This window comes from Methylobacterium sp. J-092 (genome assembly GCF_022829325.1).
Lineage (GTDB): Bacteria > Pseudomonadota > Alphaproteobacteria > Rhizobiales > Beijerinckiaceae > Methylobacterium.
This window is the reverse complement of the sequence record NZ_JAKSXU010000119.1, coordinates 99,098-111,337: the sequence shown is the minus strand read 5'-3', so window position 1 is coordinate 111,337 and position 12,240 is coordinate 99,098. Positions and strand designations below refer to the sequence as shown.

General features: G+C 61.3%; 17 protein-coding genes. 14 read left to right on the top strand and 3 right to left on the bottom strand.

The window, feature by feature from the left end; translation table 11 throughout:
• Nucleotides 1-105: 105 nt before the first annotated feature.
• Nucleotides 106-420 (bottom strand): hypothetical protein, encoded by a 315-nt coding sequence (locus MKK60_RS14175; protein WP_243986636.1) that lies wholly within the window; start codon nucleotides 418-420, stop codon nucleotides 106-108.
• Nucleotides 421-717: 297 nt separating this feature from the next.
• Between MKK60_RS14175 and MKK60_RS28690 the strand changes: the two genes are divergently transcribed.
• The 10 genes from MKK60_RS28690 to MKK60_RS14130 all read left to right on the top strand — a co-directional run bounded on the left by MKK60_RS28690 (nucleotide 718) and on the right by MKK60_RS14130 (nucleotide 9,229).
• Nucleotides 718-945 carry a CopG family transcriptional regulator gene (locus tag MKK60_RS28690; protein ID WP_409567397.1) on the top strand — a complete coding sequence of 76 codons (228 nt, stop codon included), beginning with the start codon at nucleotides 718-720 and terminating at the stop codon, nucleotides 943-945.
• A gap of 11 nt (nucleotides 946-956) precedes the next feature.
• Nucleotides 957-1,772 (top strand): hypothetical protein, encoded by an 816-nt coding sequence (locus MKK60_RS14170; RefSeq protein ID WP_243986634.1) that lies wholly within the window; start codon nucleotides 957-959, stop codon nucleotides 1,770-1,772.
• On the top strand, nucleotides 1,769-2,041 hold the full coding sequence (locus tag MKK60_RS14165) for a hypothetical protein (RefSeq protein WP_243986631.1): 273 nt from the start codon (nucleotides 1,769-1,771) through the stop codon (nucleotides 2,039-2,041). The genes MKK60_RS14170 and MKK60_RS14165 overlap by 4 nt, the downstream gene beginning before the upstream one ends.
• A 232-nt stretch (nucleotides 2,042-2,273) precedes the next feature.
• Nucleotides 2,274-2,624: a hypothetical protein gene (locus MKK60_RS14160; RefSeq protein ID WP_243986629.1), complete on the top strand. Its 351-nt coding sequence runs from the start codon at nucleotides 2,274-2,276 to the stop codon at nucleotides 2,622-2,624.
• Entirely contained in the window at nucleotides 2,624-2,818 is a 195-nt protein-coding gene (locus MKK60_RS14155) for a hypothetical protein (protein ID WP_243986627.1), read from the top strand. Before MKK60_RS14160 ends, MKK60_RS14155 begins: the two co-directional genes overlap by 1 nt.
• Before the next feature lie 430 nt (nucleotides 2,819-3,248).
• On the top strand, nucleotides 3,249-3,776 hold the full coding sequence (locus tag MKK60_RS14150; protein ID WP_243986625.1) for a hypothetical protein: 528 nt from the start codon (nucleotides 3,249-3,251) through the stop codon (nucleotides 3,774-3,776).
• Nucleotides 3,769-5,910 carry a hypothetical protein gene (locus MKK60_RS14145; RefSeq protein WP_243986623.1) on the top strand — a complete coding sequence of 714 codons (2,142 nt, stop codon included), beginning with the start codon at nucleotides 3,769-3,771 and terminating at the stop codon, nucleotides 5,908-5,910. The genes MKK60_RS14150 and MKK60_RS14145 overlap by 8 nt, the downstream gene beginning before the upstream one ends.
• The gene (locus tag MKK60_RS14140) at nucleotides 5,910-7,025 is read left to right on the top strand and encodes a phage baseplate assembly protein (RefSeq protein ID WP_243986622.1); all 1,116 of its coding nucleotides are present in this window, start codon (nucleotides 5,910-5,912) and stop codon (nucleotides 7,023-7,025) included. Before MKK60_RS14145 ends, MKK60_RS14140 begins: the two co-directional genes overlap by 1 nt.
• A gap of 360 nt (nucleotides 7,026-7,385) precedes the next feature.
• A complete protein-coding gene (locus MKK60_RS14135; protein ID WP_243986621.1) occupies nucleotides 7,386-7,571 on the top strand; it encodes a hypothetical protein in 186 nt (61 codons plus the stop codon).
• Nucleotides 7,572-7,633: 62 nt separating this feature from the next.
• Nucleotides 7,634-9,229 carry a hypothetical protein gene (locus MKK60_RS14130; RefSeq protein ID WP_243986620.1) on the top strand — a complete coding sequence of 532 codons (1,596 nt, stop codon included), beginning with the start codon at nucleotides 7,634-7,636 and terminating at the stop codon, nucleotides 9,227-9,229.
• Nucleotides 9,230-9,532: 303 nt separating this feature from the next.
• Here MKK60_RS14130 and MKK60_RS14125 read toward each other — a convergent pair whose 3' ends face one another.
• Nucleotides 9,533-9,997 carry a hypothetical protein gene (locus MKK60_RS14125; protein WP_243986619.1) on the bottom strand — a complete coding sequence of 155 codons (465 nt, stop codon included), beginning with the start codon at nucleotides 9,995-9,997 and terminating at the stop codon, nucleotides 9,533-9,535.
• A gap of 514 nt (nucleotides 9,998-10,511) precedes the next feature.
• Between MKK60_RS14125 and MKK60_RS14120 the strand changes: the two genes are divergently transcribed.
• From MKK60_RS14120 to MKK60_RS14105, 4 genes are read left to right on the top strand one after another with little or no spacing between them, the layout of a single operon-like run.
• Nucleotides 10,512-10,946 (top strand): hypothetical protein, encoded by a 435-nt coding sequence (locus MKK60_RS14120; protein ID WP_243986618.1) that lies wholly within the window; start codon nucleotides 10,512-10,514, stop codon nucleotides 10,944-10,946.
• On the top strand, nucleotides 10,943-11,335 hold the full coding sequence (locus MKK60_RS14115; RefSeq protein ID WP_243986616.1) for a hypothetical protein: 393 nt from the start codon (nucleotides 10,943-10,945) through the stop codon (nucleotides 11,333-11,335). Before MKK60_RS14120 ends, MKK60_RS14115 begins: the two co-directional genes overlap by 4 nt.
• Nucleotides 11,332-11,670: a hypothetical protein gene (locus MKK60_RS14110; RefSeq protein WP_243986614.1), complete on the top strand. Its 339-nt coding sequence runs from the start codon at nucleotides 11,332-11,334 to the stop codon at nucleotides 11,668-11,670. The genes MKK60_RS14115 and MKK60_RS14110 overlap by 4 nt, the downstream gene beginning before the upstream one ends.
• Nucleotides 11,661-11,846, top strand: a complete 186-nt coding sequence (locus tag MKK60_RS14105) for a hypothetical protein (protein ID WP_243986612.1) — start codon at nucleotides 11,661-11,663, stop codon at nucleotides 11,844-11,846. The genes MKK60_RS14110 and MKK60_RS14105 overlap by 10 nt, the downstream gene beginning before the upstream one ends.
• Nucleotides 11,847-11,874: 28 nt before the next feature.
• Here the strand turns inward: MKK60_RS14105 and MKK60_RS14100 are convergent, their stop codons facing one another.
• Nucleotides 11,875-12,048, bottom strand: coding sequence for a hypothetical protein (locus MKK60_RS14100; protein WP_243935568.1), 174 nt, complete (start codon nucleotides 12,046-12,048; stop codon nucleotides 11,875-11,877).
• Between the last annotated feature and the right edge of the window lie 192 nt (nucleotides 12,049-12,240).

Sequence of the window (12,240 nt, the reverse complement as noted above, 5' to 3'; positions counted from 1 at the left end):
TCTCGCGCGCAAGCTCGGCGCGGGCGGCGGGCGTCCACATCGGGGTTCCTGGGTGAGCGTCAGACACTCTCCCAACGCCCGCGATGCTCGCCGCTCACCCAATAGCTAAGCTGTTCTGCCCATTATGAAACGGGGTCTCAGATCGCCGTCGGCATGCAGCACATGACCGTTTTCGAATTGGCCTGCGGCCGTGATCGTGACTGGCGTGTCTGCCGTGCTGACAATGCTGATCGAGACGTTCGTGTCTGCCGGCAGTAGCAACTCGGCAGGCGCACACACCGGCTTCCCGTTCTCCATCGAGATGGCCAGTTCGACGGGCGGCATGACGTCACTCGCGGGAAGCGGCTTGGTCTGAGCGAAGGCTGGCCCGGCAATTAGTAGCGCACTGAGAGCGGCGAAGGTTGTCAGGCTGATGCGCATGGCGGTGATTTCCAATGCCGACAACAGGGTGACGTGCCGAGCGTGGATGGAAGAGGGCGCGGGTTCAGTATGTTCCGTACGTGCGGACCCACTGAAAGAGAGCCGACAGCCAGAATTCGCAGTCATGTGGCAAGTTGCCGCGGAATTCACCCGCTGCGTACAACAATAGATAACAGCGGATAACGGCGGACGACTGATTGGTACGAGCAGCAGAAACCAGGTATCCAACTAGACTTGCTTAGTAGGATTTGAGCAAACATTGTCATTACCACGCAACCTAGATGCCGTGGTGTCGCCATGCCTGCTGCAATCCCTCGCCCCAGTACACTCCGTCTCAAGGTTGAGACCGAACTGGCCGATGCCGTCGATACCGCTGCACGCCAGCGCGGTCAGACCATGTCGGAGTTCGTCCGTCAGTCCGTCCGGGCTCAGCTCACCGCGCACGGTGTCCGCCTCAGCCCCTCCAGCACCGACGACGGCCCCGGTCCTGGTCCGTCTGCCCCCGCGATGCGGCAGGCCGCCTGATGAGCGCCGGCATGAACGCGATCCCCACCGTCTCCATCCGCCACAGCCATCTCGACGGCAACCTTGCCCCGTATGTCAGCCTCGGCCGTAGTCGCCCTGATCTGCAGCCTGGGCTGCCGGCGGCGCCGCGGACCTCAGAACTGATTTTCGCGGAGGGTGAGCACGTTCGGCTCGAATGCGATGCCCTGCTGGCGAGCCGCCCGGACATGCTTCTGACTGGCTCTCCAGAGGATGTTGCCGCTCTCGACGCTCGGATCGAACTGGCGCGGATCCGTACATTGCAGGCCAACACCCAGCACGCTGCCGCCTTGGTTGCCGAGGCGAAGGCGAGCGCCGCCGACGAGGCCGAGCAGGCCCGTCGAAAAGGCCTGCGCAAGGCCGGCATGAAGGCGGGCGCCGAGGCGGCCAAACTCACTGATCGGTACGTCGTCCTGGCAAGGGAACTGGCTGGCGTGCTCGGCCAGCTTCGCGAGCAGGAGGGCCGGATCGCTGAGGCCAACGCAGCCCTGCCAGACGGCGCAGAGCCGGTGCCGCCGGGTGAGCCGTTCAACGGCACCGAGACCATCCCGATGCGCTCCGAGACCACCCATGACCTCGTCTGGGTCGACGCCCGGACCGGTCAGCCCGCCGGTATCCTGGCCGGCAACGATCTCCGGCATCGGGTCGCCAAGACGATCGAGCGCAGGGTCGCTGTGCCCAGCATACCCGGTGAGCCGCATGTTCCGCTCTCGCATCGTGTGACGCTGCCCGGTCTCGGTCGGGATGCCCCGCCGATCTGGCGCAGCCTTCCTCAGCCCCTCAGATCCGACACGGGATACCGCGCATGACCAACACCCGAGAGAAAACCGAGGCCAACATGGCGCACTGGCGCCGCGTCCTCGGTAAGGACCGCGCTCCCGCAGCGGTAGAACGCGCGCCCACGCAGGCCGAGCGCTACGCGGCGTGGTCGGCCTCCATCCGCTCAACCGAGCGCAAGGCGCCCGCGAGCGACGCGCGCACGGTCGTTGCTGCCCCTCGCGCCACCGCCTTCACCGCCTATCAGGTGGGCGATCAGCGCCACGCCGCCGACGGGACGCTCTGGCGCCGCGTGGCCTGATACGAGATTGCGCGGCCGACCCGCGAGGGCCTCCAGCCGCGCCATTGAGGGCGATCCGGTCAGCCCAACAGCGACAAGCCAGCCTGTCCCTCGCCTGATCCTGAGCCATTGGGGGCGAAGGATACGAAGGTCGGCAAGACCGCCCGCTCTCCAAGCCAGCGGGATGATTGGAGATCGCGGCGGAGGGGGCACCCCGCTGCGGTCTTCTCCCTCAGAGCTTCAGGAGAGCCTTATGGCCACCGGTACCATTCGCGTTGAACTTCATCCTCCCGGCACCACGCCTCAGCATCGAGGCCCCGCGCCGATCGCCAGCGCCACGCTGACCATCTCCGGTACTACACCGACTGACCCGAACGCACTCCCGACCGTGCAGTCCTTGGTGCCGGGTGGCCTTAACGGCCCCTGCGTAGCGTTCGTCACGCCATCGTTTTCCGAACCCGCGTTGTGGTGCTCGGTGGGCAAGGTGCCCGACCCGTCCAAGGAGCCGCGCCACCTACTCACCTATTCTAACATCGGCCAGATCCAGCCCTACACCATCGAGATCGGCGCCACCGACCGCATCGTTTTCGCGAGTGTCGCGTAATGGCCAGCGCGAAGAGCCCGCAGCCTGCCGCCGCTGAGGAGCCGGAGACGCTTCCGGTCATCTGGATCCCGCCCGTCGATCCCGGTGATGCCGGCGGCATGGGCAACAGCACCGAACGGGTGATCGTCCCCGGCACGCTGCATAAGTCCGCAGAGGAGGCGCGAGCCGACGGAACGGCTTGGGCCCGAGGTTAGCGCCCTGTGTCAGTATCCCCCGCTTCCGCCTCCGCCTCCGCCATCACCACCGCCACAGCTACCACCGTCGCTGAAGCCACCGCCCGGGCATCCATCTCCAGCGCCGCCCGATGGCGTCGAGCTGTCGGACGACTGACTGTAGCTAGCGTTTGTCGGCCACGATGGCCCTGGTCCCCAAGGGTTCTTCGAGCGGAGCCAGTTCTGCCGCAGGCTCCAGAGCGCCATGACGGACGCGAAGCAGAAGATGAAGACTTCAAGACCTTGCTTATTATCCATCCACGCACCTCAGCGGCTGTGTCAGGTCGCATCATCATAGCACATTTGGCCGCGCGCGGGGTCCAGGGTCCTTCCCCATGGGGCGGAGGGATGCGGGTCAGCGCGAGTTCGGCTTCTGTCTAGGTGCTCAGTTTCCATAAGGGGTTCCGCCGCCATGTCGACGATCAGCCAGGCCGCTTCGCATCTCGACATGAGCGAGCGCCGGTTCCGCGAGTTGCTGGACGAGACGGTCATCGCCCGCGCACCACGCGGCGAGTACGACCTCGATGCTGTTCGCCGGCAGTACATCGGGCACTTGCGCGAGGTTGCCGCCGGACGGCAGCCGGCTCAGCCCGGCGATCTTGATCCGGCCCAGGAGCGGGCCCGCAAGGATCGCGCGCTCGCCATTGCCACCGAACTGAAGAACGACTTGGCGACCGGCAAGGTCGTTCTGATCGACGACGCGATCGCAGCCGTCACGATCCAGAACATGAAGCTTCGCAACAAGCTCCTGAGCTTGCCGACTCGCATTGCCAGCCGCTTGCCCGAGCAGGGCCGCGCGCAGGTGTTCACTCTGGTGGAGGCCGAGGTGCTGTCCGCCATGGAGGAGCTGACCACCGGCGGTGAGGGGCACGTGACACCGGCCGAAGTCGCCGCCGAACGCGGCCTTACTGCATCTGTCGAGGAGCCTACCCATGGCTGACGATCGCCTGCGCCTTGTCGCGGAAGTCCAGGATGGCTTCACCGGTCCTCTGGCGAAGCTGGAGACGGCCCTCGGCAGGGCGGCCAAGACGGGCACTCAAGCCGGCAAGGATCTGAAGCACGACTTCGACGGGTTCCACGGCTCGCTCGGCAAGGCCACGGCAGCGCTGCAGGGCATGACGCCGGTTCTGTCCGGCCTCGGTCTCGTCGGCCTCACGGCAGGCGTCTCGCTCGGGACGGTGACGGCGGCTCTGAGCGGCTTCTCTCGCGGCACGCAGCAGCTTGCGATCATGTCGAAGGAGACGGGCCTCGCCGTCGATCAGCTGCGCGCCTTCAGCGCCCTGGGCGAGCGGTTCGGCGTGTCGGCGGAGACCATGCAGGGCGGGGTGCGCAAGTTCGCCGACGAGATGAGCCAGATGCGGAAGCGCTACGGCCAAACCTATCTCGACCTCCAGCAGATGAACCTCGGCGAGCTGGTCGAGAAGATGGTCAGCGCACCGAACATGAAGGCGGCGCTCGACACCTTTATGGACTCGGTCTCGCAGATCGGCGACCCTGTGAAACGCCGGAAGGTTGTCGAGATGATGCTCGGCTCGGACCAGATCGCTGCCGTCGCCGGGCAGCTGACCGGCCGCTACCGGCAGGTAATGGACGAGATCCTGAAGGCGCAGGGCCAGACCACGGACGCCCAGGTCAAGGCAGCCCAACGGTTCGAGACGGCGCTGAGCCGGGTCCGCGAGAACATGGACGGCCTGCGCACCGAGGCCCTGGCGCCGCTGCTCGAACAGCTGTCGGCCCTCGTTGAGAAGTTCGGCTCGGCGGAGTCGATGGCAGCCTTCGCCAAGCAGCTTGAGGAGATCGGCAAATTCGCCCGCACCACGGTGCAGGAATTTGAGGCGATCGTTCGGACCTACGAGAAGTTCAAGGAGTTCATCGGCCTCGGCGATCCGTCGAAGAACGTCGAGTTCAAGCCGCTGCTCGGTGGCGGAGGCGGCAAGCCACTGACCCGCGGCGAACTTGAGGGCAAGCGCGACTCCATTGAGCAGCAGCGCAAGCTTCTCGACGCTAACCCGAACGCCCCTGATTACGCCCGCAAGCGCGACCGGATGACGGAGGAGCTTCGGCGCGTCGGCGACGAGCTTGAGAAGCTGCGGACCTCTGGCGGGGCTACGGCTCAGCCCTCCGGGTTCTCCGGTGTGGCGGGGAGCGGGAACCCGCTGATCCAGCGCGCCAGCTTCGGTGGCTTCGGAGGTGTCCGCTCCGGCCCAGGCGGGTTTGGAGGGCCTCTGCCGACGATGGGCGGCGGGTATGGTAGCGGCGACCCCAACGTGACCGGTGGCGCGAACGGCCGCGGATATGGTGGTGGGGCAGCCCCGTCTATGTCGCCGACCGCACCTATCCCGCATCGCGATGCCATTGACGGCAGGACCGCAGCTGCCGTGACGGCTAATCCCGGCGCCTACAAGGATGTCCTTGACCACATCGCCCGATCTGAGGGCACAGCCAATCGTTCGGGCGGCGGCTACAACACGTCGCTCGGGTATGGGCGATACCTGCCCGGCGGCCAGGAACAGAACCTGACCGGAAAAACGCTGAACGAGATCAGCGCTCTCGGCAATCACATGCGGCGCCAACCCGGAAACCCAAACTCCTCTGCCCTCGGCCGCTACCAGATCGTAGGCAACACCATGCGCAGCCTCATGCGCAAGATGGGCCTGAAGGGCGACGAGTTGTTCGACGAAAAGATGCAGGACCGCATGGGTGCGGAACTAGCTCGCCAGCGAGGCGCGAACGCTACCGGCCTCGGCCAAGAGTGGGCGTCTCTCAGAGGACAGCGCCTTGCTCGCGCCGTCGAACTCATGGGCCGGGTCGATCCCCGGGCCTCAACTATGCCGAATGATCGCGTCGCGGGTGGCAGCCAGCCAGAGACCACAGGCTCGGGCGAGCGCACCGGTGACAGCATGATGCGCCGCTTCTACGGCGACGAGGCTCCGGTGGCGAAGGCCCCACCTCAGGACCACCGGATGACGATCGACCTGAACGGCTTCCCGCCTGGCACCCGTGCCCGCACCTCGATGGGCGACCTGTTCAAGGAGACGACGGTCTCGAAGAGCCGCCAGGTGGAGGCGATCTGATGGCCGATCCCGAACTCATCTGCGAGGTGCGCACCGAGGGCGGCACCTACCGCAACTGGATGCAGGTCCAGGTAGAGCAGAACTTCATGAACGAGGGCTGGATCCGATCCTTCCGCCTCGTCTGTGCCGAGCCGAGCGCGGTGGCGACCATGAGGCTGAAGCCGGGCGACCGCGTCGATATCGCCTTGGCCGGGCAGATTGTGATCCAGCAGGGCTACATCCGCGACCGGCAGGCCGTGTTCGATGCCAACCGCCATGCCGTGCAGGTCACCGGCTACGGCAAGGCCGGGCTGATCACGGAGGCCAGCATTAACGGCGGCACGGGGCAGTTCCGCGGCTACAAGCTCGATGCCATCGCGAACTCCGTCCTGAAGCCCTACGGCCTTACCTTCCGCGTCCAGAACGGATCGGACGGTTGGGACATGCCCTTCCCGAACGTGATGGTCCGGTACGGCGAGACGCCGTTCGATCTGATCTCGCGGCTGTGCCGGCAGCGCAACCTGTTCTTCTACGCCGACGCGGCCGGCAACGTAGTGGCCGGTCCGAAGTCCGGCAGCAGCATGGTGGCCTTCGTCGAGGGGCAGAACATCCTCACGGCGAACTGCCAGCTGCGCCACCTCGCGGTGGAGTCGCTGGTCTCGAACTCGCAGCAGCCCGGCTCCGACAGCCTGTTCGGCAAGTCGGCCTCCGAGATCCAGGCGAAGGCGACGGTGAAGGGCGGCACGCCGGGGGCGATGCGGAAGGTGCTGGCCGAGATGCCGCTCGACCAGAAGGGCACGCAGCTACGCACGAACTGGGAAGCGGCGGTCCTACAAACCATGGCCCTGCAGCTACAGCTGACCTACCAGGGCTGGCTGAAGCCGGGCGTGGGCGGACTCTGGGACCCGTCGGACGGTGTGACGGTAAAGTCGCCCATGCTCTTCCCCACGGAGAGCACGACGGAGACGCTGAAGGTGGCTGGCTACGCCTACATGCAGGATGCCAACGCCGGCACGACGACGACCCTCGACCTGATCAACACGCTGGCCTGGCAGCAGCGTAAGGGCGACGCCACGAAGAACGACGGCTTCTACGACCTCGGCAATGCGCCTGCGCAGCCGGAGGCAGCGACGTGATCTAATTCGTAGCCATGGCGTTAGCGCTGCACAGCCATTGAAGGACATGGGAAGTGGTAGGCGTCGGGCATGCCTATGACGGGTGCGACCTAAAACTCGGTATTCGAACTTTATGGTTGACGCGCTAGAGAAACCGTGAGTGACACCGCCGACCTGTGGAACGCTTATTCCTCTCCAGGGTTTTGTATCGCGCCACGGATAAATCCGATTGGCATGTCAAGGTTTTTCGTGCATAACCCGTGGCGCTACCTGGAATAAAACCAAGTCACTGATTTCGTTGGTTTTTCCCCGGCGTCTCTGTTGAGGCGCATCGGGATACACGGGCGACTCTCAATGACTCAACCGCCGATGGATCGAACAATGGGCGAACTCATCCACATGACGGTGGACCTCCCTCCTGTGGAATTTCCCGACTCTAAAAATGATGGGCAGCCGTCGGCTGGTTTGAGCTGGACCCTGTCCGAAAAAACCCAAGAAACGGTTCGAGAGATTGAGGCCAGCATGCGGGCGGCTGAGCAGATGAGCGGCAGCCTTCTGATCGGCTGAGCGATAAAGCGGCACCTTCCCCAACAAAACCAAACTTCTGGGTTGAAATGCCGTACCGGGTTGTGAAGCTCGACGGTGCAGGGTGGCAGTCACTCGAAGCCACTCTGCACGAAAACCAATCCAATAAAACCATTACAGATACTATCATAAGGCATTTGCGTGAGCTAAATGCCGACTCTTTGCTTATAGAAGAAGACTACATCGATCGCGATTTTAGCGAAGCATATTCTGCTTATTACGCAAAAACATTTCGGCGACATTCCAAGCTTTGCAGGCGCATCTTAGTGTTTGCATCAGATGTCACTTTTCTAAATCCGCTAAACGACGTCCAAAGCGCGATATCGCAACTTGAGGCGCAGGCATTCCTCGGACAGATCATTCTACGCCCTGTGATGGGGGCCCCAATAAATCAAGTCATTCTACGCACGCCCCCGGTATCACCTCCATATGAAGCTCATCTCCTAGTAAAGGGTGAGTACCGTGCGCACGTGATGGGAGCAGAGTTACGCGTAGACGGCGTACCGATGACCCAGCAGGACTCAAGGGTCGGAGCTTGCGCTCAGGCAACTATTTGGGTCGCTGCCAGGCATTTCCACACACGCCATCGAGGGCCTTGGCTATCCACTGTTTCAATAACTCAATCAGCAATTTTGAATTCTGAGCATAATATCAATCAAGTTTTGCCGGCTGGGTCAGAATTTTTAACAATAAATAATATGGTTTCAGCTTTGCGTGCAGCTGGTCAAGAGCCATTAGTTTACGGTGCGACTGGCTTAGATAGTGCAACTAATTTGCCTACCTGGGGAGGAACGTTGCGCCCTGAAGATATTATTAATAGATACGTAGACTCAGGAATTCCCGTTATTGCCGGACTTAAGTATGCAAATCAGGCAATCGGGCACGCTATCATAGTTACTGGACAGATTTTCAGCGATACTCCAGTCGGCAATTTACCAAATAATCCTACGCGCGCTGTGTACTGCGCTGCATACTACGCGAATGACGATCAAATCGGGCCTAACATTAAAGTTGCAACGACAAGTTCTTCGAAGGTGGGGGAAGCGCCGTACAACATTGCAGATAATATTATCTATCTAATGATCCCGCTTCCCAATAAGGTGTTCCTACCTGCCGAGGTTTCTGAAGCAATTTCCTGGGATATACTTGAACAATATGCAAATCTTTGGCCAAATCTAAAGCAAGTTCAGTCCGCAGATCTCGGCCAATCGGCGGCTGTTGGAGACTCCTTTGTAGACGAGTTTCGAAACAAGCGAGTGATCGCTAGGACCTATTTGACCTATGGATGGAAGAGCAAGCACAGGTCGATTAGAAATAACCTGCCAAACAAAGTTCGAAATATCATTGCAAGCCTAGATCTTCCACGTTTTGTATATGTAACTGAATTTTCGACGCTTGACCTTACGTCCTCCAAAACCAAATACGAGCGTCGTATCCTTGCCCATTCAGTAGTCGACGCAACTGCCAAGCACAATGGTGGGAATTCAGTGCTTCTGTTCTATGCTCCGGGTTTCTGTCTCACGCATTCTCACGATGTATCCGGCAATTTCACACAGAATGCTGTTGTCGTTGAAAATTCAGAACCTTATTACCCAAAGATACGTGGAGAAAATGATTTTAGCCACTTCTGCACAAGTTGAACGATAAACGTTAAAGGGTGCCGCTCTCGTTCGGATCGCTGCGTTTGATTGGCTTTGATTTGGGTGGCCATGAGCATAACCGATGCAACGAGCCCGGACGCGAAGACCATCATCAGCGCATTGTCGAAGCCGTTCGAAATGAGTACCGTGATCGACACGTAGGCCAGGATGAAGCCGCCGATGCCCATCGCGAGACGTTGAGGGTTCACGACAGGTGGCTTTTGCGTCCAGGCACACAATCGGTGCAAAACAGACTATTGAAATAGAGACTTGTAGCTTTCTAACTAAGTATTACGTCATAGCTCAGTTCGGGCATTTCGATAGCATTTTATCATACAGATCACCGAGACCGGTGAGATTAATATCTTCATTCGCAAGACCGCGATAAGTCAGTATTTTTAACCTGAGTCTGTGACCCAATAGAACATTACCTAAATCGTCTTTAATTCCAATAAGCCCAAGTTCTTTTTCGGTCATGCTGGGTAGCTTCATTCCACTGCTTGCATCTTCATCAATTCGGTACTCAAAACCTTGAACGCCTCCACGGCTACGGTAATTCATGTAAAATTGCCCAGCCGTTATTTGAACTGTCGGATCACGCGATAGGACCATCACGCATGTGGTTTTATCCGAAAATCCATCCTTTGATTTTCTAAGCTCCCAATAGCCCTGTTTTGCAATAACTTGTCCGAGCCCTTGACTAAAGGCCGGCGAGCAAAAGAAGATCGCGATGTAAGCGACCCAAGAAATGTTAATTCGTTTGCCCATGAATGACCTCGTCATGCTGCGCGCACGACCGCAGTTGTATAATCCAACACGATTTCGCGCTTCAAGACCTTCGCGTTCAACGCACGATTGACCAAGGCTCTCAAAACCCGACGAGCCTTGAACAGCTTTACAGGCTCCGCCGCGGTGTCAGTCACTTCAGATATCTCTTCGCCCTCAGGTGCTCGGCAAGGGACATCAATTTGCGCCTTCAGGATCTTCGCGGTGAGGCAGAAGACCGTGGCCGGTTAGCCAGTCGCGGAGGATGAAGCGGATTGCTTCAGCGCGGGATAGCTCAGGATCCTGTTCGAGGCGCCAGCCCTCAACGGCGCTGAGCAGATCAGGCGGAAGCCTCACGCCTTGCTGAGGAGTGATGCCAGTAGCCGGGCGGCCACGCTTTTTTTGCTCATCACTAATTGACATCAGCATATTTTTTGATTATCACAAAAACAGGCCGGAAGGAAGGGCTCAATCTTCCATCCGGCCCTGACCACCAACCGCACCAGGAGTGCTGTTCATGGCTATCTACAACCTTACACTGCCGAACGGCGGCGGTGAACGCTATTGCTCGCCTAGATCACAAATCGGCCCCGTCACGCTGGCCCTCCGCGCCATGCGGACACCCAATCCCGATCAGGCTGCAGACGACGCCATCGAGGCGATCCGCCGGGGCTTAGATCGCCACTTCTCCGAGGTCGACCACGATCGCCTGCAGGCCCTTCGCCGGCGCGTTGCGGATCGCATCCAAGCGGACCTTGCCCTGCTGGACGCCCTGGATGGCGACCCGGACTTAGACGCCGACCACGTGACATGTGAGCGGGCGGCTGACGGTAGCCTCTACCTGCTCGGCCGCTCCACGGACGACGAGGATGGTGACAACGGCTGCGGCGACCTCGACGGCGCGCTTGAGCAGCATGGCCACGGCGCCTTCAACGATGTGGTGTTCGCATGACCGCCCCGTCCGATCGCCGCGGGTTCCTCCGCGGCCTCGTCTCGCTTCCGCTCATCGGCGGCGGCGTGACGCTCATCGGGGCGCCTTCCGCGGTGGCGGTACCCCTTAGCCCGCAACTGCTCGACAGCTACGATGCGTGGCTAGAGATTGAGAGGCGGTTCCTCAAGTGGGAGCGCAACCGAACCCCCGGTTTGAGCGACCATGGGCCGGGTCTCCGCTGTGTCTGGTACGACGACCGACGCAAACAGGCGTTCGATTGGTTGCCTATCGATAACAATGGCGGGTCGTGGCACCGGACCGACGACCCGACCAAGCAGCCGCAACCCTCATCCCGTGCCGCGCTTGTCCTGAGCACGGTCGGATGCGATTGGCGGGAGGGCGCCCTATGAAGCGCCCAACCTTCAAGCCTCGTCTTGCCACGGAGGAAGGGCGCCGCGTCAGCCGGACGCCCAAGGCCAATCGCCTTGCGGCGCAACCCGCGACCGAGGCCGCTCGGCTTATGCGGTCGCTCATCGCCATCCGCAGTGAGGCCGAGGGGGCGCAAAAACGCGCCGATCGGGCGGTCGCGATCCTGGAGCGCGCGTTCCTGTCCTGCGCTCACGACGACCCGATCGTGACGCGGGCACTGGCGAGAGAGGCGCTGATAGAGTGCAGGTTCGCTGGTAATTTCGCGCTGCTGATCCGCTACTGCGAGATGGCTGAGGAGGGCACGCTATGCGCCTGATCCTGTCGTGGCTCGCCCTTGCCCAGATCCGCTGGGCTGTCGCCGACCTCGCCCGGGCCGAACGGCTCGCCGACGAGGCTGACGCGGCTTTGCTCCGATCTCGGGAACGCGTTCGCGCTGCTGAAGCTCTGGGGCAACGTGCAGGTCTCGGCCCGATGTTCGCTGACCTCCGCTAGCCTGCTGGGTAAAGCCTCTCGCGCCGGTTCAGTCTTCCCAGGACCGAAGCCCACACACCAAGACCGTCACCACCACCGAGCCGGCGATGATCAGCGACAGCGTGAGCTGATCCGTTGGGTCGTTGGTAAAGGCCCTGGCTACCGCAGGACCGATCAAGGCGCAGCCGGCACCACAGACGATCGCGACTGTGTTCGAGGTCATCGTGCACCTCCTCAGAGGCCGATCGCATGTCGCGATCACTGATCCTGTCGTCCACGCCCGCCCAGAAACGGGGGAGAACCTGAGCATGGGGGCGTGGACGGTCGATCCTCAGACCGACGCTTGGGTAAGCCGGGCCTAGGCCCTTTGTTCGAGGCGGCGGTCAGATGCCGCGGCGAGCGAATGTCCTGAGCG

Bases quoted from the DNA above. Each gene is read 5' to 3' on its own strand.
- MKK60_RS14160 (WP_243986629.1), top strand. From the start codon at position 2,274: ATGGCCACCGGTACCATTCGCGTTGAACTTCATCCTCCCGGCACCACG.
- MKK60_RS14125 (WP_243986619.1), bottom strand. From the start codon at position 9,997: ATGGGCAAACGAATTAACATTTCTTGGGTCGCTTACATCGCGATCTTC.
- MKK60_RS14165 (WP_243986631.1), top strand. From the start codon at position 1,769: ATGACCAACACCCGAGAGAAAACCGAGGCCAACATGGCGCACTGGCGC.
- MKK60_RS14110 (WP_243986614.1), top strand. From the start codon at position 11,332: ATGAAGCGCCCAACCTTCAAGCCTCGTCTTGCCACGGAGGAAGGGCGC.
- MKK60_RS14120 (WP_243986618.1), top strand. From the start codon at position 10,512: ATGGCTATCTACAACCTTACACTGCCGAACGGCGGCGGTGAACGCTAT.
- MKK60_RS28690 (WP_409567397.1), top strand. From the start codon at position 718: ATGCCTGCTGCAATCCCTCGCCCCAGTACACTCCGTCTCAAGGTTGAG.
- MKK60_RS14155 (WP_243986627.1), top strand. From the start codon at position 2,624: ATGGCCAGCGCGAAGAGCCCGCAGCCTGCCGCCGCTGAGGAGCCGGAG.
- MKK60_RS14175 (WP_243986636.1), bottom strand. From the start codon at position 420: ATGCGCATCAGCCTGACAACCTTCGCCGCTCTCAGTGCGCTACTAATT.
- MKK60_RS14140 (WP_243986622.1), top strand. From the start codon at position 5,910: ATGGCCGATCCCGAACTCATCTGCGAGGTGCGCACCGAGGGCGGCACC.
- MKK60_RS14105 (WP_243986612.1), top strand. From the start codon at position 11,661: ATGCGCCTGATCCTGTCGTGGCTCGCCCTTGCCCAGATCCGCTGGGCT.
- MKK60_RS14135 (WP_243986621.1), top strand. From the start codon at position 7,386: ATGGGCGAACTCATCCACATGACGGTGGACCTCCCTCCTGTGGAATTT.
- MKK60_RS14145 (WP_243986623.1), top strand. From the start codon at position 3,769: ATGGCTGACGATCGCCTGCGCCTTGTCGCGGAAGTCCAGGATGGCTTC.
- MKK60_RS14100 (WP_243935568.1), bottom strand. From the start codon at position 12,048: ATGACCTCGAACACAGTCGCGATCGTCTGTGGTGCCGGCTGCGCCTTG.
- MKK60_RS14170 (WP_243986634.1), top strand. From the start codon at position 957: ATGAACGCGATCCCCACCGTCTCCATCCGCCACAGCCATCTCGACGGC.
- MKK60_RS14115 (WP_243986616.1), top strand. From the start codon at position 10,943: ATGACCGCCCCGTCCGATCGCCGCGGGTTCCTCCGCGGCCTCGTCTCG.
- MKK60_RS14150 (WP_243986625.1), top strand. From the start codon at position 3,249: ATGTCGACGATCAGCCAGGCCGCTTCGCATCTCGACATGAGCGAGCGC.